Here is a 20,635-nt window from a genome sequence, read left to right as displayed (position 1 = left end):
ATGTCCATCGAAATCCGTAACGTCAGCAAGAACTTCAACGCCTTCAAGGCCCTCGACGCCATCAACCTGGACATCCAGAGCGGCGAGCTGGTGGCCCTGCTGGGCCCCTCCGGCTGCGGCAAGACCACCCTGCTGCGGATCATCGCCGGCCTGGAGACCCCGGATGCCGGCAACATCGTGTTCCACGGCGAGGACGTCTCCCAGCACGACGTGCGCGACCGCAACGTCGGCTTCGTCTTCCAGCACTACGCGCTGTTCCGCCACATGACGGTGTTCGACAACGTCGCCTTCGGCCTGCGCATGAAGCCCAAGGGCGAGCGCCCGGGCGAACAGGAAATCGCCGAGAAGGTCCACGAGCTGCTGAACATGGTGCAGCTGGACTGGCTCTCCGACCGCTACCCCGAGCAACTCTCCGGCGGCCAGCGCCAGCGCATCGCCCTGGCCCGCGCCCTGGCGGTGAAACCGAAGATCCTGCTGCTGGACGAGCCCTTCGGCGCCCTCGACGCCAAGGTGCGCAAGGAACTGCGCCGCTGGCTGGCGCGGCTGCACGAGGAAATCAACCTGACCAGCGTGTTCGTCACCCACGACCAGGAGGAGGCGATGGAAGTCGCCGACCGCATCGTGGTGATGAACAAGGGGGTGATCGAGCAGATCGGCGCGCCGGGCGAGGTCTACGAGAAGCCGGCCAGCGACTTCGTCTACCACTTCCTCGGCGACTCCAACCGCCTGCACCTGGGGGACGACCGCCACCTGCTGTTCCGCCCCCACGAGGTGTCGCTGTCCCGCGAAGCGGTGGAGGAACACCGCGCCGCCGAGGTCCGCGACATCCGCCCCCTGGGCGCCATCACCCGGGTGACCCTGAAGGTGGACGGCCAGGACGAGCTAATCGAGGCGGAAGTGGTCAAGGACCACGACAGCCTCACCGGCCTGGCCCGGGGCGAAGTGCTGTACTTCAAGCCCAAGGCGCGCCAGCCGATCGTCCACGGCTGACGGCGAAGGCGGCCTCGTCCCGCGGGGCCGCCGCCTCAGTGCACCTCGGTGAGGTGCACCACCGCATCGCCCTGCCTGTCGACGCGGAACACCCCCGACTCGCGGCCCTGCACCTCCGGGTCGAAAAACGCGCCGTTGTCCTTCCAGAAGCGCTCGTCGGCATGGAAGATCGCCACGTAGGCGTACGGCTGCAACAGCTTGGTCAGCGGATCGTCGCAGCTCCACACGTCCTTGTCGTCGTACGGGGCGCCCACCGACCAGCACCACCACATGGAATGGAACGGCTGCACGGCGTAGTTGAAGGCGTACTTCTCGTAGCCCGAGGACTGCTGGGAAATGAAGTAGGCCCGGTCGTAGCCGCTCATGTGCTTCTTCATCACCTCCACCAGGGCATCCACCTTCTGCCGCTTCTGCAGCAGCAGCGGGTCGGCCTGCACCGCCTGCAGGTCGCTGAAGAACGCCGAGGGCACCGCATAGGCGGTGAGGCCGGCGGCCACCGCCGCCAGCACCCAGGCCGGCGCCCGCACGCGCAGGTGGTCAATGCGCCCGCAGAACAGGCCGAACAGCACCAGCAGCCAGGCCAGGTGGTAGGTGGCGGCGTAGCGCTCGAAGGAAGCCAGCTGGGTGCCCTCGTACTCGGTGAAGAACACCAGGTAGCTCAGCAGCAGGAAGGCCACGTAGCCCAGGGCGCAGAGGAACAGGAACGCCAGCAGCGCCACGGCGCGGGCGCGCTGGCCGCGCGGCTGCACCAGGGCCACCACGACGCTGGCCAGCAGCAGGCCGGCGGTCAGGCCGTAGAGCGACAGCGGCGTACCCGCCCGCCCGTGGAGGATCATGAAGTTCGGCACGTGCAGCCGGCTGAGGAACTCCAGGAAGGTGGTCCCCATGCGCTGCAGCATGGGCGCCTGGAAGAAGCTTTCCAGGGCCGGCAGGGTGAGGTCCTTGCTGGCATTGATGGAGGCCACGTAGGCGTTCCACGAGCGGTACGCCAGGAGGATCGCCAGCAGGCCGAGCAGGGTCGTCAGCAACGCCGGCAGACAGGCGCGCAAGCGTACCCGCCAGGCACCGGGCAGGGCCGCCGCCTCGAAGCCGCGGGCCAGCACGTAGCACCCCAGGGCCACCAGCGCCAGCAGCAGCCCCACCTGCTTGGTGAGCACCAGCACCGCCAGCATCACCGGCAGCCACGCCAGGTGCCGATAGCGGTTTTCCAGGCGGATGGCCAGGGCGATGGCCGCGGCGAAGTACACCGCCAGCAGCTGGTCGGCGAAGATGTGCGCGTAGTCGTAGCGGAAGAAGTAGATGAACGCGCAGGCGCTGTAGAACGCCGCCACCCCCAGCACGCTGCGCTGACGGGTGAAGCTGCCGGTGACCGCGAGGATCGCCGAGAGCATGAAGGCCACCTGGGCGAATAGCACGCTCTTCTCCGACCACTGGGTGAGGCTGGTCAGGAAGTACTGCAGCAGTTGCTGCCCCGGCGGGTAGTTCTTGAAGACGATGGGCGAGGCCGCCTGGTACAGCCCGTCGATCTCGTACAGCAGCTTGGCGCTGGGGGCCCAGAAGGAGAATTCGTCCCAGCCGGTGAACAGGAAGTCCGCGGGGATCGCCCGGTAGAGCAGCACGACCGGCAGCAGGTAGAGCAGGCACACCGCCTGGCGCGGCACCAGGAGCTCGCGCCAGCGCCGGCGCACGCCCACCAGGGCCGCGGCCCCCAGGGCCAGGCCGCCCAGCAGCGCCACCACGGCGCCGGGGAACAGCACCCCGGCCAGGCCGAAGCCATACAGCACCAGCACGATCATGCTCAGCGCGAGGACCGGCGTGGCGCTGGCCCTGACCCGCCCGAAGACGCCGATGAACCCCATGTAGCCGAGCACCGACAGCAGCACCGCCAGCGTTTTCAAAGCGACCATTTCTGCCCCTGTTCCTCGATCCGGGCGCCGGGCTGCTCCTGCAGACCCGGCGCGATGCGCCCTCGCCCGCGTGGGCGGGCCGGCAGCATGGAAACACATTCGTCCGGGGCGGCCAAAATCATTCTTTCGGCTGGTGCGGGCGGCGCGTCGGCGTAGTAGCCTCCCTCTCCGGTAACGTCGCAGCGTTCACCCCGTCGATTGCTCAAAACAACAACAAAGGAGCATGTCGCATGTCCCGTTCCGTGCCGTTTCTGCACTGCCTGCTGGTCCTCCTCGGCTGGCTCGCCCTGGCCCCTGCCCAGGCCGCCGCGCCGGCGCCCCTGGAGCGCCTGCAGGTCCACGCCTGTCGCGCCGTCAGCAGCCTCCTGCTGTTCCGTGGCGAAGGCTTCCAGCCCGGCCACGCCAGCCGCGTGGAAACCGATATCGCCGCCCTGGACCGCGCCCTGGCGGAAGTGCCGGCCGCCTCCGACGACCTGCGGCAGAAGGAGCAGTTGCTGGTCGCCGAGCTGCGTCGCGGCCTGGCCTTCGGTCACCGGGAGGAAGACCTGCCCTGGCGCTACCCGCAGGAGCTGGGCAAGGCGTTGCGCGACACCCTCGGCGCCGCCCGGGCGCCCGGCGAGGGGCCGCGGGAGGAATTGCCGGTGAAGGTGGAATACCTGGCGGTGCAGTACCTCAGCCGCGCCTACATCGGCAGCTTCGAGACCGCCCGGGAGCATACCGATACCTACATCGGCCAGGACGAGCGCCAGCTGGTGCCGGCCATCGATGCCGAGCTGGCGCAGCTGCAGAGCCGCAACGACCCCATGGCCGCCCGCCTGCAGGCGCGCTGGAACTACCTAAAGACCGCCCTGAGCGACATGAACAGCCAGACCACCGCCCTGGTGAGCGCTTCCGGCCGGCCGTTCGCGCCGATCACCGTGGACCGCCACGCCCGGGCCCTGAGCGCCCAGTGGCTACAGGACGGCAGCGCCGAACTGGCGGCGGCGCCGCGCTGAATCAGCGGGTCGGGCCGGCGCGGCCGGCCACGGTGCGCGCCAGGTCGTCCCGCAGGCCGAGGGCGAAGGCCAGCTCGGCCACCACGAACAGCGGCCCGACCACCAGGCCGGTCACGTCGTCGACGAACGCCGGCTTGCGGCCCTCGTAGTAATGGCCGACGAACTGGATCACCCAGCCCACCACGAAGGTGCCCACGGCGACCCCGAGCCAGACGGCGGTAGGCTGCCGGGCGAGAAGCGCGCCGCCCCACAGGGCGAGCACCAGCAGCAGCGCCATGACGAGGCCGAACAGGCGGTCCAGGCGCAGGTAGAACAGCCCCGCGGCCAGGGCCACCGCGCTGGCCGGGGACAGCCACAGGCCGGCCAGCTCCAGCCCGGGCCGCGACAGCAGCGCGGCGACCGCGTAGACGATCAGCGGGATGCCGATGAAATGGCTGGCGATGTTGCGCCGGTCGCGGTGATAGGCGGCGTACTGGGCGAGGTGATCGGCAAGGGTCTTCATGGTGCGGCTTCCGGCGAACGATGGGGCGATGATGGCGACTGCCGCCGCCTATGCTCTGTCAGCTAGGCGACACTCGACGACCCGGAGCCCCATGACCGATCCCCACGCCTGCCATGCTTCGCTGCTCCAGGGCCACTGGTACCGGGGCCTGCCCGCCTCGCTGCAGGCGGCCCTGCTGGACGCCGCCCAGCCGCGCCACCTGGAAGCCGGGCAGCGGCTGTTCCGTCGCGGCGACCCGCCCTGCGGCCTGTACGCGGTGCTGGAAGGCGCCATGCGCGTGGGCAGCGCCGACGCCAACGGCCGGGAAGCGCTGCTGGCGCTGGTGGAGGCACCCCACTGGTTCGGCGAGATCGCCCTGTTCGACGGCCAGCCACGCACCCACGACGCCTTCGCCGCCACCGCGACACGCCTGGTGCACGTGCCCGAGGCCGCGCTCCAGGCCCTGCTGGCGCAGCAGCCGGCCCACTGGCGCGACTTCGCCCTGCTGATGAGCCAGAAGCTGCGCATGGCCTTCGTCGCCCTGGAGGAGATGTGCCTGCTGCCGGCCGCCCCGCGCCTGGCCCGGCGGCTGCTGATGATCGCCGAGCGCTACGGCGAGCCCGGCGACCCGCGGCGGGCGATCCCCCTGGCCCAGGAGTCCCTGGCGCAGATGCTGGCGCTCTCGCGGCAGACCACCAACCGCATCCTGCGCGACCTCCAGGCCCGCGGCGTGCTGGCCCTGGCCTACGGCGAGATCCGCATCCTCGACCTGGCGGCGCTGCGCCAGGCCGCGGCGGACGCGCCTCAGGCCGACGCCGGCCGGTAGCCCAGGCGCAACCCGCCCCAGTGGCGGCCACGGACCATGATCGGCACCGACAGGTCGTGCATCAGCTCGCCGGTGTCGCGCATGTAGGTCTGCAGCAGCAGCGACTGGCGGTGACTGCCGCAGCGGATCCCGGTGCGGTCGTCGAACTTGCGCTTGCTGCGGCTGCGCAGCATGTCGGTGGCCGGGTCGCCAGTGGGTGGGTGGGCGAAGGCGTTGTTGTGGGTCGGCACGTAGCCTTCGGGGGTGGTGGCGATGGCGAACACCAGTCCTTCGTGGCGGCTCAGCAGCGGTTCCTGGATCGGCGGCAGCACCTGGTCGGTGTAGCCGTCGAAGGCCGAGCGGTACTGGGTCGGCGTGGTGTTGGGGATCGGCTGGAAGCGCCGGTCGAACAGCGCGTTGAGGCTGACCCGGCCGGCGTCCACGTCCGCCTCGAAGCGTGCGGCGATGGCCGCAGCGCCCTCCCGGGCGAGGTCGTAGACCCGCTGGTGATAGTCCTCCAGGCCGAAGGCCGCCAGTTTCTCGCTGACCTGCTCGGCCTGCCCCACCAGCTGCGCCGCGGTGTCATCCAGGCGCTGGGTCTGGGTCTCGCTGGCGCCTACCGCCTCCCGCAACCGTCCCAGGGCGCCGAACAGGCTGCCCAGGCGCTGGTGGTTGTTCTCGGTGCCGGCGGTGATCTGCGCCACCTCCCGCTCCACGTCCCCCGCCAGGCCGGCGATGCCCTGCAGCAGCTGGCCGGTGCGCTCCACCTCCCGCGCCGCCTCGTCCAGTTCGCGGCTCTGCTGCTGGATGTGGCTGACCACCGCGGCGCTCTGCTGGCGGATGTCGGCGATCATCTGCCCCACTTCCTCGGTGGCGCTGGCAGTACGCCCGGCCAGGCTGCGCACTTCGTCCGCCACCACGGCGAAGCCGCGGCCCTGCTCGCCTGCCCGGGCCGCCTCGATGGCGGCGTTGAGAGCCAGCAGATTGGTCTGGCTGGCGATGGACTGGATCACCGCGGTGACCTGCTCGATCTGCTCGGTGCGGCTGCCGAGGCCGTCGATCAGGGTGCGGCTGTCCTCGCCCTGGGCGCTCAGGCGCTGCATCAGGCCGATGGCCCGCTGCAGTTCCTGCTGGCCATCCTCGCTGCGCCCGCGCACCGCCCGGGCCGCCTCCAGGGTCTGCTCGGCGCGCTGGGCGCTGTCTTCCTCGGTATGGGTCATGGCCTCGGCGTCGCCGCTCAGCTGGTCCACCGCCTGGCGCTGGGCCTGCAGCTCGCCGGTGAGGCGGCGCACGGCGAAGGCCACCTGGGCGGCGGACAACGCGGTGGCGGTGGTGGAGCGGGACAGGCTCGCCGTCAGGTCCTGGTGATCGTCGCGGACCTCGACGGGCGCGGCCCGGGTACCCCGCCAGGCCGTGGCGGCCCAGGGCCAGAGGGCCAGCGCCAGCCCCGCCGGCAGCAGCGCCAGGGGCGGCAGCGGGTGCAGGAGGTGCCATCCGAACAGGGCTGCCAGGCCAGCGGCGTGCAGCAGGGCGATGTACAGGGGGCGGGAAACGAACGCGTGCATCCTGGCCTCGCGATTCCATGACGAGGTCTGAGTGTGGCCTCTCGGCGGCGCCCTAGCCAGCCTTGTCGGACAATCGTCCAATGCCCGCGTGGACGAGGACGCCACCAGTCGGGGCGTCCACTGCAAAAACCCGGATGGCCCCTCCGCTTTTCGGGTTGCCGGCGCGGCGTCGGACAGGCGCAATGGGCGCCTTCCCGGTCCCATGGAGGCATCATGATCCTGTCCCCCTCGTCCACCACCCCGCCCAAGGCCCGCTGGCTGATCGTCACGGCGATCCTGGTCGGCCTCAACCTGCGGCCCTCCATGGCCGCCATCGGCCCGCTGCTGGGCGACATGCGCGGCGACCTCGGCCTGAGCTACGGCAGCGCCGCCCTGCTGACCCTGCTGCCGGTGACCATCCTCGGCCTGGCGATGTTCGTCGGCCTGGCCCTGGCCCGGCGCCTGGGTGAACGACGCACCCTGAGCCTGGCGCTGGTGGCCATCGGCCTGGCCAGCGCCGTCCGGCTGTTCGTCGACCACCGCCTCAGCCTGCTGCTCAGCGCGGCGGTGGCCGGGGTCGGCATCGCCCTGGCCCAGGCCTTGTTGCCGGCCCTGTTGAAGGCCCGCTTCGGCGCCCGGGTGGCCTCGCCCATAGGTCTCTACGTCACCGCCATCATGGGCGGCGCGGCCCTGGCGGCGAGCCTCTCGCCGGCCCTCGCCCAGCACCTGGGCTGGCGCGCCGCCCTGGCCTGCTCCGGCCTGCTGGCGATCCCCGCCCTGCTGCTCTGGCACGTCCTGCCCCGGGACCTGCTGCAGCTGCCGGCGGCTTCCGCCGCAACGGCGAACCTGCGCTACCCGCGGCACCGGCGCAGCTGGCTGCTGGCGCTGTATTTCGGCCTGGGCACCGCCAGCTACACCTGCGTGCTGGCCTGGCTCGCGCCGTTCTACGTGGAGCAGGGCTGGAGCGCCCAGCGCGCCGGCCTGCTGCTGGGCTTCCTGACCGCCATGGAAGTCGTGTCCGGGCTGGTGGCGCCGGCCCTGGCGAATCGCAGCCGCGACCGCCGTCCGGTGCTGGTGGGCCTGCTGCTGGCCATCGTCGGCGGCCTGCTGGGCCTGGTGCTGGCGCCGCTGCAAGCGCCCTGGCTGTGGGCGGCGCTGCTGGGGCTGGGCATCGGCGGGCTGTTCCCGCTGAGCCTGATCGTCTGCCTCGACCACCTGGACGACCCGCGCCAGGCTGGCGGCCTGGCGGCCTGGGTGCAGGGGGTCGGCTACCTGATCGCCGGGCTCTCGCCCTGGCTGGCCGGGGTGCTGCGGGACGCCCTCGGCCAGTTCGCCGGCGCCTGGCTGGCCCTGGCCGGGGCCATGCTGGTGCTGGTAGTGCTCAGCCTGCGCTTCGACCCCGCCCGCTATGCCGGGCTGTTCCGCGAAGCGCCGCGGCACGCCGCCCCCGGGCCCGCGGCGCCCCGCGCCTAGTCCGCCAGGCGAGGGCCGGGAGGCGCGCCCCGGCCTTGCTCCCCACCGCGCGACGCGCTTTCATGGCCGCCCTCCGGTTTCGTGGATGCCGTCATGCCGCTGGCCAACGGATTGCGCAAGATCGACCTGCAGGACCTGCAGGTCTTCCTGGAAGTGTTCGAACGACCGAACCTCGGCGAGGTGGCGGACGCCCTCAACCTGAGCAGCTCGGCGGTCAGCTACTGCCTGAAGAAGCTCCGTGCCGGGTTCGCCGACGACCTGTTCCTCGCCACCCGCGGCGGCATGCAGCCGACCCGCAAGGCCCTGGCCATGCGCCCTCACGTGCAGGAAATGCTCGGCCGGGCGCAGCGCTGCCTGGCGGAGGCCGGCGGCTTCGACCCCGCCGGCGAGGCGCGGCGCTTCCGCCTGTGCGCCCCGGAGTACTTCGAGCTGCTGATCCTGCCGCCCCTGCTGCGCCGCCTGACCGAGGCCGGCCACCCCATCAGCCTGGACGTGCAGCGCCTGACCCGCGACGTACCGGCCGACGCCCTGCTGGCCGGCGAACTGGACCTGGCCCTGGGTTTCGGCCCGCATCGCCACCGCATCCACCCCGACCTGAACGCCGCCGCGCTGTTCCGCGACGGGCTGTGCTGCGTGCAGGCCCGGGACCGGCCACCGGTCACCGACCTGGACGGTTTCTGCCAGCGCCGGCAGGTGTTCCCCACCCCTTGGGACTCGACCCGCAACATGGTCGACGGCTGGCTGCAGGAGCAGGGCCGTGCCCGGCAGATCGCCGCCCAGGCCAACAGCTACCTGGCCGCCCTGCGGCTGATCCCCGGCAGCGACCTGCTGCTGGTGCTGCCGCGGCGCATCTACCGCCTGCTGGCGGACGACGGCACCTACGCCAGTCCGGCCGGCCCGGCGCTGCCGGAGTTCTCCCTGGACATGCTCTGGGCCCAGCCCTTCGACCAGGACCCGGCCAACCTCTGGCTGCGGGAGCAGGTGCTGGACGTGTGCGCCGAACTGGGCTGGCACTAGCCGTGCGGCACGGGCCTCATCGGGGGCCCGCAGCGCTCGGATGCTCACGCGCGCGGCGATGGCTCGAACCGGATCGCCGAACGGTACGCGCCGCCCCTCGCCCAGGGGAGCAGGCGTCCACGGCAACGCACACGCATGAACGCCCACGACAGCGCCGGAAGACCCGCGGGTGCCTGTCCGTTCCACGTCGGCGCAGTCCAGCGAGCCGCTGACGGGAACGAGGGCGCGCGCATGACAACGCATTAAGACCGGGTCCGGGTTACAGGTCTTCCATCCCCTAACCCCGTTGTCCTCGGCGTTTCGCGCCGTTTCTCGATGGGCTTTTCTTACGCCACCCGGTCCGCACGCGGCAGGTCGGCCAGCAGGGCGGCCCTCAGCCGCAGGAGGCGGGCGGCCTTGTGCTCCAGCAGGGCGTCCAGGGGCATGTCGTCCGGCCAGTGGGCGATCTGCGCGGCCAGGTGCAGGATCAGCGCCTCCCGGGAATACACACCGCCGTGCAGGCCATAGGCCGCGCCGATCAGCTGACGCAGCTCGACCGGCAGCCGCCAGCGGGTGCGCAAGGCACCGCCGTAGCCGGCGGCATGGGCCTCCAGGGCCGACTCCACCTGGTCGGCCTGCAGCTCACCACCGGCGCTGCACCAGGCCTGCAGGGTGCGCAACAGGGCCAGGTCGCCCAGGCGGTGCAGCAGGCCGGCGGTGTAGCAGCGTTCGGCATCCGCCTCCAGGCGCTGGGCCAGCCAGTGGGCGACGTCGGCGGTGCGCAGGGACAGGCGCCAGAGGGTGTCGGCGGGCGCCAGCAATGGCGGGGCGTCGAGCCGCGCGCCGCGTTGCAGGGCCAGCCCCAGGGCCAGGTTGAGGCTATGGCGGATGCCCAGCCGGGCCAGCGCCTGGGCCAGGGTCTGGCACGGGCTGCTGCGCTGCCGCTCGGCGCTGTTGGCCACGGCGATCAACCGCGCGGTGAGCTGTGGGTCGTCCCGCAGCGCGCGCTCCAGCTCGACCAGGTCCGTCGGCGCTTCGCCGAGGCAGGCCCGCAGTCGCTCCGCCACCTCCGCCAGGGCCGGTGCGCCGGCGGCCTGCTCGCGGTTCTGCGCCAGGTAATCGGCCAGGGCGGGCAACGGCCGCGGCGGCGCTCCCGCCAGGACCTGGCGCAGGCGCTTGCTCAGGTCATCGTTGTCGAACGGCTTGGTCAGGTAGGCGGTGGGCGCCAGGGCGACCGCGGCGCGCACATTGCCGGCGTCCACCCGGCGGGCGGTGAGGAAGAACGGCAGCCCCGGGCGGCCGCGCTGCTGGCGCACTTCCCGCAGCAGCTCCAGGCCGCCGACGCCGGGCAGGTCGCAGTCGGCGATGAGCAGGTCCGGCGGGTCGGCACGGCAGCGCTCCAGCACGCCGTGGCCGTCGCGTACGGCGAGGACCCGGGCGTCGCCGCAAACGGTGCGGACGAGGCGGGCGAGCAGGTCGGAGGTGGAGCGATCCGGTTCGGCGATGAGGACCGTCGGGGCACGGGCAGAGACTGTCATGAAGCGATTCCGCAAGGTGTACGGCAACGCCTCGCGACGGTGCGGGACGGCGCCGCCATCCTCGTCGCAGCCTAGCGGATGCGATGGCCCGCGCCCATGCGACGAAAAGTCTAGGGGACGCCCCTGGACAGCACGCCACGGCCGTGCCGTCGCCGCCTCAAGCGGCTAGCGGGCCGCCGTCCGCCCCCGGCGCAGTGGCCGCCAGCCCCGCCAACACCAGCCTGCGATACAGCTGCTCGCGCAGGCCGTCGCCCTCCTCCAGGCCCATGCGCGCCAGGTGCGCCTCGTAGGGGGCCGGGTCCGGCGTGTCGAACAGGGCGGTCATGCCCAGTTCGAGGATTTCGCTCAGGCGCAGCTTGCCCTTGAGCCAGGTCAGGGCCCGCAGCAGGTCCTGCTCCACCGGGGTGAAGTCGCACCCCAGGGGGTATTCGGGGAACAGCCGCGGGTGCTCGGCGCGCAGCGCCAGCAGGCGCCAGGGGGTGTTGTGGCGACTGGCCTCGTCGAGGCGGAAGCCCCTGGGCAACTTGCCGGCCTGCTGCGCCTGGGCGATCAGCTCGTCCTGGAAACGCGAGTCGGCGATGCCCAGCAGCGCCTCGATCACCTGGGCGTCGTTCTTGCCGCGCAGGTCGGCGATGCCGTACTCGGTGACCACGATGTCCCGCAGGTGCCGGGGAATGGTGGTGTGGCCGTAGTCCCAGACGATGTTGGAACTCACCTCGCCGGCGGACTCGCGCCAGCTGCGCAGCATCAGGATGGAGCGCGCGTCGTCCAGCTCATGGGCCTGGGCGACGAAGTCGTACTGGCCGCCGACGCCGCTGATCACCCGGCCGTCCTCCAGCTGGTCGGCGGCGCTGGCCCCCAGCAGGGTGACCTTGAAGCAGCTGTTGACGAAGCGCGCGTGGCGCCGCTGAGCCCGCTTGAGGGCCTCGTCGCCATAGAGGCGGTTGATGAAGCCGATGCCGGTCATGCCGATGCGCGCGCGCTGGGCCTCGTCCAGCCCGGCGAGGCGCTGGTAGAACGCCCGCGGGCCGAGGAAGAAGCCGCCATGCACCCAGACCCCGTGGGCCGCGCCGGCATACGCCCGCAAGGCGTCGGCGGTGACCGGGTCGGCGAGGTCGACGGCCACCTGGCGGCCGTCCGGCAGGCGCAGGCCCTCCGGCGTCCAGGCGATGGCCGGGTCCAGCAGGCCCACCCCTTGCAGCCAGGCCAGGCCCTGCGCATCCGGCCGCGGACCCAGGCCGGCGGCGTCCAGGTCGGCGTCCCGGGCCAGGCGGCCCTGGTCATCCAGCCCTCCGGCATCGGCCAGGCGCTGCAGGCGCGCGTCGGCGTACACCGGGCGGCTCACCACCCCCGCCTCCATCAGCGCCAGCATGCCCAGCACGAACATCTCGCTGCAGCCGTACAGGCCCTGCCGGAACGCCTCCAGCCCGCCTTCCCGCTGCACCAGCTGTCCCCAGCGCGCCGGGACTTCGAGGCCGTCCAGCAGCGCGCGGTAGCCGGCGTTGTCGGTATGCCGCGCCAGCAGCGCCGCAGCCAGGGCATCGCCCATGGCGCCGATGCCGATCTGCAGGGTGCCGCCATCCCGCACCAGGGCGCTGGCGTACAGGCCGATGGCGTGGTCCTGGGGGCTCACCGGCAGGTTCGGCGTGGAGAACAGCCGGCGCCGCTCGGCCGGCTCCACCAGCAGGTCGAAGCTGTCTTCGTCCACCTCGGCCTCCCCCAGCATGTAGGGCAGCTCTTCGTGGACCTGGGCGATGCAGAGGATCGCCTCGCCGGCCGCGCGGCGCGCCTGCAGGCGCGGCAGCAGGTCGACGGTGATGTCCGGGTTGCAGCTCAGGGAGAGGCGCCCGGGCGAGGCGGCGCGGCGCGCCACCAGTTGGGCGACCACGTTGAGGCCCTTGCGGTCCAGGTCCCGGGCCACCCGGCTGTAGTTCTGGCTGATGTAGTGCTGCTGGGCCAGGGCGTTGCCCAGCTGGCTGCCGGGCTGCAGGTAGAACTCCTCCAGCTGCACGTTGGCCGGCAGCTCCCCGCAGCGCAGGTCGCTGAGGTACTCCAGCTCGGGGGTATCGGCGAAGACCCGGCGCAGGAACGGCCCGCTGAAGCGCTGCTCCAGCTCGCTCTCGGCTTCCGGGCGCCCCAGGGACAGGGCGGTGTAGATGGTCAGGCTGCGCTGGGGCAGCGCCTTGATGCGGCGGTACAGCGCGTTGACGAAGGCGCAGGGCTTGCCCAGGCCGAGGGGCAGGCCCAGGCGGATGGGCCCGTCGATGCGTTCCAGGACCTGGTCGACGGCCTGCTCCAGCGTAGATGACGGCACGGTGAACTCCTTCGCGACGACGGCAGTGCGGGGTTGGACCCGAGCCGGGCGCGCATTGCTCACCCGGATCCACCGGCCGAAAACGACGAAGCCGCCCGGAGGCGGCTTCGCGTGGCACGACGGGGAGCGTTACAGGCCGGACATCTTCTTGATGGTGGCCTTCAGCTCGTCATCGCTGCAGTCGGCACAGGTGCCCTTGGGCGGCATGCTGTTGATACCGGTGATGGCCTTGGCCAGGATGCCGTCGAGGCCGCCCTGGTGGTCGGCGCGCTCTTTCCAGGCAGCGCTGTCGCCGATCTTCGGCGCGCCCAGCACGCCGGCGGTATGGCAGGCGCCACAATGCTTGGCGATGATGTCGTCGGGGGTGCGTGCGCCACCGCCGGCACTGGCGGCCACGGCTTCGACGCCCTTGCACTCCTGACCGGTGACGCAGACTTCGCCCACCGGCTTGAGCCGCTCGGCGATTTCATCCTTGGTCGCGGCCTGAGCGCTTACCGCCCACAGGGCCAGGACGGCAACCTGCGCCGCCAGCATTTTATTGATTAGGTTCACCCTTACACCCTCATCGTGGCTAGTCACGCCCGCGGCCACGGTTTTCGCGGGCGGGCGCCAGTATACCGGTAAGCCCGGCACATCGAAACAACCCTGCGCCGCGCAAGGGCTTGCGGCATACGGTCGCAGCAGGCGATGACGGGCCGGTGCCCGGGCTCAGAAATTCGCCGGCGTGGTGGCGCTGATCAGCCGCGCCGGATGCTCGTAAGGGTTGCGGAAACGATGCGGGCGGTTGCTCTCGAAGTAGTAGCTGTCGCCGCTTTCCAGGACGAACACCTCGTTGCCGACGGTGAGCTCCAGGCGTCCGTCCACCAGCATGCCGGCCTCTTCGCCGTCATGGTTGAGCATCTCGTCGCCGGTGTCGGAGCCGGGCGGGTAGGTCTCGTCGAGGAAGGCGATGCTGCGGCTCGGGTGGGCCTTGCCGATCAGCTTCATGGTGACCGCGCCGCTGGAGATATCCACCAGCTCGTCGGCCCGGTACACCACCTGCACCGGGGTTTCCTGCTCGAAGTCGATGGAGAAGAACTCCACCAGGGACATCGGGATGCCGCTCAGCACCTTTTTCAGCGAACTGATGGAGGGGCTGACGCTGTTCTTCTCGATCATGGAGATGGTGCTGTTGGTGACGCCCGCGCGCTTGGCGAGTTCGCGCTGGGAAAGGCCTTTGAGCTTGCGGATGGCTTGCAGTCGAGCACCGACGTCCAAGGGGGTGATCCTCCTCACGGGCAGGTAGGGGGCAGGGGAAACGGATGTCGCCGGTATGATGGCAACAGTGTTCATTATTTACAACACAGCGATTGTAAATTCTGCCCGGCTGCTCACGCGCCGGTATGGATCACCGGCACCCGCTTGAGGTTGCAGAACAGCTGGTAGGGAATGCTGCCGGCGTGGTGGGCCACTTCGCTGGCGGGCACCTCGCGGCCCCACAGCTCCACCCGGGTGCCGAGGCCGGCCTCGGGCAGGTCGGTGAGGTCCACGGTGAGCATGTCCATGGAGACCCGGCCGATGAGCCGGCTGCGCCGGCCGCCGACGCTCACCGGCGTCCCACTGGGCGCATGACGCGGGTAGCCGTCGGCGTAGCCCATGGCGACCACCCCGACCCGGGTCGGCCGCTCGGTGACGAAGCGGGCGCCGTAGCCGACGGGCTCGCCCGGCTGCAGTTCGCGCACCGCGATGATCTTCGATTCCAGGGTCATCACCGGCTGCAGCCGGTCCGCCTGCTCCTGGTGGAACTCGAACGGCGTGGCGCCGTAGATCATCAGCCCGGCCCGCACGTAGTCGTCCGGCCGCTGGCGCAGCGCCATCTCCGGCCAGCGCAGCAGGCCCGGCGAGTTGCACAGGCTGATGGGGGCGTCGAGGCCGGCGCTGGCCTCGGCGAAGGTGGCCAGTTGCACGTCGTTGCGCGGGCTGTCCGGCTCGTCGGCGCTGGAGAAGTGGCTCATCAATACGATGCGCGCCACCTTGCCGCTGTCCATCAGGCGCCGATAGGCGTCACGGTAGGCGGCCGGGTGCAGGCCGACCCGGTGCATGCCGGTGTCCAGCTTGAGCCAGACGGTCAGTGGCCGGTTCACCCGGGTCTTCTCGATGGCCTCGATCTGCCACGCGGAATGCACCACGCACCACAGGTCATGCTGGTCGATGAGCTTGAGCTCGTCCGCCTCGAAGAACCCTTCCAGCAACAGGATCGGCTTGCGCACGGTGGCGTAGCGCAGCTCCAGAGCTTCCTCGATGCAGGCCACAGCGAAGCCATCGGCGCTGCCCTGCAGGGCCCGCGCGCACTGCACCGCGCCATGGCCGTAGGCATCCGCCTTGATCACCGCCAGGGCGCGGGCGCCGGTAAGCTCCCGGGCCAGGTGGTAGTTGTGGCGCAGGGCGTTCAGGTCGATCAGGGCACGGGCGGGACGCATGGCGATGGACTTCTTCGGATTCTGGGAAAGGGCGCCCGGCAGAAGCCGGGCGCGGGTGTTTCAAGGCAGGGCAGCGATGACCGACATCTCGACGAGAATCTCCGGCTCGCACAGGGTCGCCGCGACGGTGGCCCGGGCCGGGGCGGTACCCTCGGGCAGCCAGGCGTCCCAGACGGCGTTCATGGCGGCGAAGTCCGACTCGATGTTCTTCAGGTAGATGGTCACCGAGAGGATGCGGCTGGTGTCGGTGCCGGCCTCGCCCAACAGGCGCTCGATGCTGGCCAGGACCTCGCGGGTCTGCTGCTCGACCCCCGCGCTCATGTCGTCGCCCACTTGGCCCGCCAGGTAGACGGTACCGTTGTGGACGACGATCTGGCTCATGCGGGCATTAGTGTGCTGGCGCTGGATTGGCATGCTTGTGGTTCTCCTTGGTGTGGCCGTAACGGAAGATGTCCAGGCCTTCGGCGCTGATCTGCGGGCGCTTCTTCGCCATGAGGTCGGCGAGGAAACGACCGGAGCCGCAGGCCATGGTCCAGCCCAGAGTACCGTGTCCGGTGTTCAGGAACAGGTTGGAGAACGGCGTGGCGCCGACGATGGGCGTGCCGTCGGGGGTCGCCGGGCGCAGGCCGGTCCAGAAATCGGCGCGGGCCAGGTCGCCGCCGCGGGGGTAGAGGTCGTTGACGATCATCTCCAGGGTCTCGCGGCGACGCGGGTTGAGGCCCAGGTCGAAGCCGGCGATCTCGGCCATGCCACCGACGCGGATGCGCTGGTCGAAGCGGGTGATGGCGACCTTGTAGCTTTCGTCGAGGATGGTGGAGGTGGGCGCCATGGCCGGGTCGGTGATGGGCACGGTCAGGGAGTAGCCCTTCAGGGGGTACACCGGCGCCTTGATGCCCAGGGGCGCGAGCAGCTGCGGCGAATAGCTGCCCAGGGCCAGCACGTAGTGATCGGCGGTCTCCAGCCGGCCGTCGACCCACACGCCGTTGATCCGATCACCGGCGAAGTCCAGGCGCTCGATGGCCTGGCCGAAGCGGAAGTCGACGCCCAGCTCGCGGGCCATCTCGGCCAGGCGGGCGGTGAAGATCTGGCAGTCGCCGGTCTGGTCGTTGGGCAGCCGCAGCGCACCGGCCAGCTTGTCGGTGACGCCGGCCAGGGCCGGTTCCACCCGGGCGATGCCGGCGCGGTCGAGCAGTTCGTAGGGGACGCCGGACTGCTCCAGCACGGCGATGTCCTTGGCGGCGTTGTCCAGCTGGGCCTGGGTGCGAAACACCTGGGTGGTGCCGAGCTGACGGCCTTCGTAGGCGATGCCGGTCTCGGCGCGCAGCTCGTCGAGGCAGTCGCGGCTGTACTCGGACAGGCGCACCATGCGTTCCTTGTTCACCGCGTAGCGGGCGGCGGTGCAGTTGCGCAGCATCTGCGCCATCCACAGGTACTGCTGGACGTCGCCGGTGAGCTTGATGGCCAGGGGCGCGTGGCGTTCCAGCAGCCATTTGATGGCCTTGAACGGCACGCCGGGCGCGGCCCAGGGCGAGGCATAGCCGGGAGAGACCTGGCCGGCATTGGCGAAGCTGGTCTCCAGGGCCGGGGCCGGCTGGCGGTCGATCACCACCACCTCGAAACCGGCGCGGGCCAGGTAATACGCACTGGCGGTCCCGATGACGCCGCTGCCGAGCACCACTACACGCATGTTCCTCTCCTCGCCGCGGGCGCGCCGCAGCGTCGTTATTCTTGAACGAGATGAACGAAGTATAGGAATGCCGGGGCAGGCGTTTTCACTGTTTAGCGGGGGTAATTTGGCGGGAATGCTCGGCCAGACGCCTCCAGACGGAGGGGCATCCCCGCAGTGAAGGCGCAAAACCGCGAAGTTCAGCGGTTTGGCGCACCGGGCGCGACGGCCTGTCGCGCCCGGGCAGCGAGGCGGCTCAGCCGCGAGGCCTCACTTGCGCACCCATTTGCCGTTGACCTGGATGTACTGCCCGGCGGGGGTTTTCTCCAGAGCCTTCTGCCCGGCCAGGGCTTCCACGTCTCCCAGCTGCAGGCCGTTGTCCTTGGCCAGGCGCTGGTATTCGGTGCGCCGCGCCTGGTTGATCAGCCGGGCGATCTCCTCCCCCTGGCCACCGGCTGCCACCACTCCCAGGTAGCCGTCGGGCTGCTCGCCCACCTGGCCGCCCTGCTTGGCGGCGCCCAGGGCGGACATGGCGTCGCCCAGCTCCATGGCGGACAACGGAAGACTGAAACAGCAGGCCAGCAGGCCGCCGGCGAGTATGCGGCGCAGGGTCATGGGCATCTCCTCAGAACAGGCCGCTGGACGGGTTGATGATGCCGTCCAGGGCCTTGTCGACCTTGATGTAGATTTCGTGCTCGATCTTCACGTTGAGATTGATGTTGATCGGCTCGTTGGGCACGGCCAGCTGCACGGTGGGGGTGCAGGCGGCCAGCAGCAGGGCGGCGAACAGAGCGCACAGGCGCATGGCGAATCTCCCGTCAGGGCGCCGGCGCGTGGCGCAGGCGGTCCTGCACACGCTGGCGGATGGTGTCGCTCACCCGGTCGGTGAGCTGCAGGCTGGTGAGCAAGGCGGGCAGGTCCTCTTCCAGGTTGACGTTGAGGTTGATCGGGCGGCCCTTCTCCAGGTCCGGGTTGCGTCCGCGCAGGTCGAGGCCGAGGCGCAGGGTGCCGCGTTCATCGTAGCCGACGCTGCTGTCGAGCCGCTCGTAGCGGAAGTCGTCCAGGGCATCCGCCACCAGGCCCATGCCGGGGTTGCTGCGGCCCAGGGCGCGCAGCTTCTCCGAGCGGAACCGCAGGAAGCCCGGGCCGCGGGCCGCCAGCCGGCCGGCCTCGACGCGCAGCGCGCTGCCGTCCAGGCGCAGCGGCAGCGTGCCGTCGATGACGCCCTGGCCGGCCAGGCCCTCGGCGGGATAGACCTTGAACAGCTCGGCCAGTTGCACCCCTTCCAGGTGCAGGTCCAGGCGCTGATCCGCGGCGCCCAGGGTCAACGAGCCCGGCGCCAGCCAGACGCGGCCGCCCAGCAGCCCGGCCCGGGCCTCGCGCCACTCCAACCGACCGGCGGCGGGCGCGACCCGTTCGGCGCGGTACTGGCCGGCGAACGCCAGGGGGCCAAGGGGCAAGCCGGGGTTGAGCTGCGCCACGCGCAAATCCGGCATCTCCAGCGCCAGGGTTCGTGGCGCCAGGCGCAGGCTCGCATGGCCCTGCAGGCCGCTCAGTTCGCTGCGGTCATAGATGCCGTCGAGGCCGTCCGCGTCGAGGTCGAGGGTCCCGGTGGCCGGCGCGGCGCCGGTCGGCACCGTCAGCTGCGCCTCGCCCCGCAGCCGCCCGCTGGACAGGCTCAGCAGGGCCGGCCACTGGCGGGCGGTTCCCGCCAGGGGGTTGCCGGCACGCAGGAACAGCTCCGGCAGGCGCGCATGCAGGGCCAGGGCGCCCTCGGCGGAGTGCGTACCGTCGAGGTCCAGCTTCAGCCCGGCGTCGTTGTCCAGCCGGCCCTTCCAGGCCTGGGCGCTGTCCCGCAGGTCCAGGGTGCCGACGAACCGCCAGCCCTGGTCCAGCAACTCGGCCTGCTCCAGGCGCCCCGCCCGCAGGGACACCGGCCCGCGCAGCGCGAAGGTCGCCGGCGCCTCGCCGCCGTAGGCCAGGGCCAGCTCCAGCGCGTCGGATTCCGCCACCAGGCGCTCCAGGACCAGGGTGCCCGGGACCTCCAGGCGCGCGAGGCGGGCGCGGGAGGTCGGCCGCAGGTGCAGCTCGGCGTGCTGCCGATCCAGGCGGCCATCCAGGCGCAGGTCCAGCGTCAGCCCGTCGAGGGCGCCGGCCGGCGCGTGGTAGGCGACGTCGGACGCGGACAACCGCGCCGCGTCGAGGCGCACCGCCAGGGGCGCCTGGTCGTTCAGGGTCAGGCGAGTATCCAGTTCGAACTGGGTCTTGCCGGCGCCGCTCAGGTGCAGTTGCACGTGGGTCGCGGCGTTTTCCAGCGGCGTCAGGCGCAGGGCCAGGGACTGGGGGCGCAGCGTGGCCGGCAGCATCTGCCAGGCGTCGCCCTGCAAGGCACCGGCGCGCAGGTCGCCGTCCAGGCGGCGCGGTCGCCAGCGGCCGGCCTCGCCGTCCAGGGCCAGGTCCAGCCGACCCTCCAGCAGGCCGACGCCGGGCACCGGCCAGGGCTGCGGCAGGTCCGCCCGGACCTGCGCGTGCCCACTGCCGCGCCACAGCCGCGCCGGGTCCAGGGGCGCTTCGCCCTCGCCCGGCCGCAGTTCCCAGCTGCCGCTCAGGCGCAGGGCCTGGGGCGCCCGGGGCAGGTCGCGGGCCAGGGGCGTCCAGGCGGCCAGCCAGTCCAGCAGGACTGTCGTATCCGGCAGGCCGGGCACGTCCAGTTCGCCCTGCCAGGTGGGCGTGGCGGCGTCCTCCTTCAGCTGGCTGGCCAGGGCCAGCAGCGGGTGCTGGTCCAGTTGGCCGAGCAGGTTGGCGGTCCAGCCCGACGCCAGGCGCTGGGCCAGCAGCCGCAGGGCCAGTACGTGCCCATCGCGGCGGGCCTCCAGGCGCAGGTCCAGCGGGTCGCCCCCCGGGTTGCCGAAGCCGTTGCGCTGCAAGGCGAGGGAGCCCTGTTCCACGCAGCGGCCGCTGGCACAGGGCAGGTCGAGGATCAGGTGGTCGAGCCGCAGGTCGCCTGGCAGCCAGCGCAGCAGGCTGGCCGGATCAGGTGGCGCCGCGGGGGCCGCTTCGGCCGGGTCGGGGGCCGGGTGCCAGCCCAGCGCCAGGCGGGCCGCGCGCACCTGGCGCAGGTAGCCGCGGTTCGTGCCGGCGGCGCCCGGCCAGGACAGCCAGAGGCCGTCGGCGTCCACCTCCAGCCGATTGCCGTCGGCGTCGCGCCAGGTCAGCGTCAGCCGCTCCAGGCCGACCCCGGCGAAGGACAGCGACGGCCCCTGCCAGGCCAGCGCCTCGACCCCCTGGCTACGCAGCCAGGCACGGCCGGCGGCGGCCGCCAGGCAGGCCGCCAGCACCAGCAGGACGATGAGCAGCAGGAGCAACCGTACGGTGCGGGGGCGGAACGGACCCATGGGCCTCCCGGTTCGATGGCATGAACCCGCAGGGTGACCGCAGGCCGCGCGCGGATCAAGGCGTTTACCCTG

18 protein-coding genes are annotated in these 20,635 nt (G+C 71.4%); 5 read left to right on the top strand and 13 right to left on the bottom strand.

Annotation, left to right across the window (positions count from 1 at the left end; genetic code table 11):
• Window positions 1–990 (top strand): sulfate/molybdate ABC transporter ATP-binding protein, encoded by a 990-nt coding sequence (locus tag FM069_RS11375; protein WP_143488426.1) that lies wholly within the window; start codon window positions 1–3, stop codon window positions 988–990.
• A 35-nt stretch (window positions 991–1,025) separates the two neighbouring features.
• On the opposite strand, the gene FM069_RS11370 is transcribed toward FM069_RS11375, so the two are convergent.
• The gene (locus FM069_RS11370) at window positions 1,026–2,897 is read right to left on the bottom strand and encodes a hypothetical protein (protein ID WP_143488425.1); all 1,872 of its coding nucleotides are present in this window, start codon (window positions 2,895–2,897) and stop codon (window positions 1,026–1,028) included.
• Window positions 2,898–3,127: 230 nt separating this feature from the next.
• Here FM069_RS11370 and FM069_RS11365 point away from each other — a divergent pair, with 230 nt between their 5' ends.
• On the top strand, window positions 3,128–3,892 hold the full coding sequence (locus FM069_RS11365) for a hypothetical protein (RefSeq protein WP_143488424.1): 765 nt from the start codon (window positions 3,128–3,130) through the stop codon (window positions 3,890–3,892).
• Window position 3,893: 1 nt separating this feature from the next.
• On the opposite strand, the gene FM069_RS11360 is transcribed toward FM069_RS11365, so the two are convergent.
• On the bottom strand, window positions 3,894–4,394 hold the full coding sequence (locus FM069_RS11360; RefSeq protein ID WP_143488423.1) for an Mpo1 family 2-hydroxy fatty acid dioxygenase: 501 nt from the start codon (window positions 4,392–4,394) through the stop codon (window positions 3,894–3,896).
• A gap of 91 nt (window positions 4,395–4,485) precedes the next feature.
• Between FM069_RS11360 and FM069_RS11355 the strand changes: the two genes are divergently transcribed.
• Window positions 4,486–5,199, top strand: coding sequence for a Crp/Fnr family transcriptional regulator (locus tag FM069_RS11355; RefSeq protein WP_143488422.1), 714 nt, complete (start codon window positions 4,486–4,488; stop codon window positions 5,197–5,199).
• Here the strand turns inward: FM069_RS11355 and FM069_RS11350 are convergent.
• The gene (locus FM069_RS11350) at window positions 5,178–6,398 is read right to left on the bottom strand and encodes a methyl-accepting chemotaxis protein (RefSeq protein WP_407681581.1); all 1,221 of its coding nucleotides are present in this window, start codon (window positions 6,396–6,398) and stop codon (window positions 5,178–5,180) included. The two genes, FM069_RS11355 and FM069_RS11350, sit on opposite strands and share 22 nt — an antisense overlap.
• 558 nt (window positions 6,399–6,956) lie before the next feature.
• Here FM069_RS11350 and FM069_RS11345 point away from each other — a divergent pair.
• Together FM069_RS11345 and FM069_RS11340 are read left to right on the top strand one after the other, a co-directional pair.
• Entirely contained in the window at window positions 6,957–8,195 is a 1,239-nt protein-coding gene (locus FM069_RS11345) for a cyanate transporter (protein ID WP_143488420.1), read from the top strand.
• A 93-nt stretch (window positions 8,196–8,288) separates the two neighbouring features.
• Window positions 8,289–9,212: a LysR family transcriptional regulator gene (locus FM069_RS11340; protein WP_143488419.1), complete on the top strand. Its 924-nt coding sequence runs from the start codon at window positions 8,289–8,291 to the stop codon at window positions 9,210–9,212.
• Window positions 9,213–9,538: 326 nt separating this feature from the next.
• Here the strand turns inward: FM069_RS11340 and FM069_RS11335 are convergent, their stop codons facing one another.
• The 10 genes from FM069_RS11335 to FM069_RS11290 all read right to left on the bottom strand — a co-directional run bounded on the left by FM069_RS11335 (window position 9,539) and on the right by FM069_RS11290 (window position 20,563).
• Window positions 9,539–10,729: an HDOD domain-containing protein gene (locus FM069_RS11335; protein WP_143488418.1), complete on the bottom strand. Its 1,191-nt coding sequence runs from the start codon at window positions 10,727–10,729 to the stop codon at window positions 9,539–9,541.
• 157 nt (window positions 10,730–10,886) lie between these two features.
• Window positions 10,887–13,043 (bottom strand): acetyl-CoA hydrolase/transferase C-terminal domain-containing protein, encoded by a 2,157-nt coding sequence (locus FM069_RS11330; protein ID WP_143488417.1) that lies wholly within the window; start codon window positions 13,041–13,043, stop codon window positions 10,887–10,889.
• Window positions 13,044–13,172: 129 nt separating this feature from the next.
• Window positions 13,173–13,595, bottom strand: coding sequence for a c-type cytochrome (locus FM069_RS11325; RefSeq protein WP_143488416.1), 423 nt, complete (start codon window positions 13,593–13,595; stop codon window positions 13,173–13,175).
• A gap of 156 nt (window positions 13,596–13,751) precedes the next feature.
• The gene (locus FM069_RS11320; RefSeq protein WP_143488415.1) at window positions 13,752–14,300 is read right to left on the bottom strand and encodes a cupin domain-containing protein; all 549 of its coding nucleotides are present in this window, start codon (window positions 14,298–14,300) and stop codon (window positions 13,752–13,754) included.
• Window positions 14,301–14,413: 113 nt separating this feature from the next.
• Entirely contained in the window at window positions 14,414–15,502 is a 1,089-nt protein-coding gene (gene alr / locus FM069_RS11315; protein WP_143488414.1) for an alanine racemase, read from the bottom strand.
• Between the two features lie 60 nt (window positions 15,503–15,562).
• Window positions 15,563–15,916, bottom strand: a complete 354-nt coding sequence (locus FM069_RS11310) for a RidA family protein (protein ID WP_143488413.1) — start codon at window positions 15,914–15,916, stop codon at window positions 15,563–15,565.
• Complete coding sequence (gene dadA / locus FM069_RS11305; protein WP_143488412.1) at window positions 15,891–17,189, bottom strand: D-amino acid dehydrogenase; 1,299 nt, start codon at window positions 17,187–17,189, stop codon at window positions 15,891–15,893. The genes FM069_RS11310 and dadA overlap by 26 nt, the downstream gene beginning before the upstream one ends.
• A 249-nt stretch (window positions 17,190–17,438) precedes the next feature.
• The gene (locus tag FM069_RS11300; protein ID WP_143488411.1) at window positions 17,439–17,783 is read right to left on the bottom strand and encodes a YdbL family protein; all 345 of its coding nucleotides are present in this window, start codon (window positions 17,781–17,783) and stop codon (window positions 17,439–17,441) included.
• 10 nt (window positions 17,784–17,793) lie between these two features.
• Entirely contained in the window at window positions 17,794–17,973 is a 180-nt protein-coding gene (locus FM069_RS11295; protein ID WP_143488410.1) for a YnbE family lipoprotein, read from the bottom strand.
• A gap of 13 nt (window positions 17,974–17,986) precedes the next feature.
• Window positions 17,987–20,563, bottom strand: coding sequence for an intermembrane phospholipid transport protein YdbH family protein (locus FM069_RS11290; RefSeq protein ID WP_143488409.1), 2,577 nt, complete (start codon window positions 20,561–20,563; stop codon window positions 17,987–17,989).
• Window positions 20,564–20,635: the final 72 nt, after the last annotated feature.

Source organism: Pseudomonas mangiferae (assembly GCF_007109405.1).
GTDB lineage: Bacteria > Pseudomonadota > Gammaproteobacteria > Pseudomonadales > Pseudomonadaceae > Pseudomonas_T > Pseudomonas_T mangiferae.
This window is presented reverse-complemented; position numbering and strand designations above follow the sequence as displayed.

Bases quoted from the DNA above. Each gene is read 5' to 3' on its own strand.
- FM069_RS11375 (WP_143488426.1), top strand. From the start codon at position 1: ATGTCCATCGAAATCCGTAACGTCAGCAAGAACTTCAACGCCTTCAAG.
- FM069_RS11370 (WP_143488425.1), bottom strand. From the start codon at position 2,897: ATGGTCGCTTTGAAAACGCTGGCGGTGCTGCTGTCGGTGCTCGGCTAC.
- FM069_RS11365 (WP_143488424.1), top strand. From the start codon at position 3,128: ATGTCCCGTTCCGTGCCGTTTCTGCACTGCCTGCTGGTCCTCCTCGGC.
- FM069_RS11360 (WP_143488423.1), bottom strand. From the start codon at position 4,394: ATGAAGACCCTTGCCGATCACCTCGCCCAGTACGCCGCCTATCACCGC.
- FM069_RS11355 (WP_143488422.1), top strand. From the start codon at position 4,486: ATGACCGATCCCCACGCCTGCCATGCTTCGCTGCTCCAGGGCCACTGG.
- FM069_RS11350 (WP_407681581.1), bottom strand. From the start codon at position 6,398: ATGACCCATACCGAGGAAGACAGCGCCCAGCGCGCCGAGCAGACCCTG.
- FM069_RS11345 (WP_143488420.1), top strand. From the start codon at position 6,957: ATGATCCTGTCCCCCTCGTCCACCACCCCGCCCAAGGCCCGCTGGCTG.
- FM069_RS11340 (WP_143488419.1), top strand. From the start codon at position 8,289: ATGCCGCTGGCCAACGGATTGCGCAAGATCGACCTGCAGGACCTGCAG.
- FM069_RS11335 (WP_143488418.1), bottom strand. From the start codon at position 10,729: ATGACAGTCTCTGCCCGTGCCCCGACGGTCCTCATCGCCGAACCGGAT.
- alr (WP_143488414.1), bottom strand. From the start codon at position 15,502: ATGCGTCCCGCCCGTGCCCTGATCGACCTGAACGCCCTGCGCCACAAC.
- FM069_RS11310 (WP_143488413.1), bottom strand. From the start codon at position 15,916: ATGCCAATCCAGCGCCAGCACACTAATGCCCGCATGAGCCAGATCGTC.
- dadA (WP_143488412.1), bottom strand. From the start codon at position 17,189: ATGCGTGTAGTGGTGCTCGGCAGCGGCGTCATCGGGACCGCCAGTGCG.
- FM069_RS11300 (WP_143488411.1), bottom strand. From the start codon at position 17,783: ATGACCCTGCGCCGCATACTCGCCGGCGGCCTGCTGGCCTGCTGTTTC.
- FM069_RS11295 (WP_143488410.1), bottom strand. From the start codon at position 17,973: ATGCGCCTGTGCGCTCTGTTCGCCGCCCTGCTGCTGGCCGCCTGCACC.
- FM069_RS11290 (WP_143488409.1), bottom strand. From the start codon at position 20,563: ATGGGTCCGTTCCGCCCCCGCACCGTACGGTTGCTCCTGCTGCTCATC.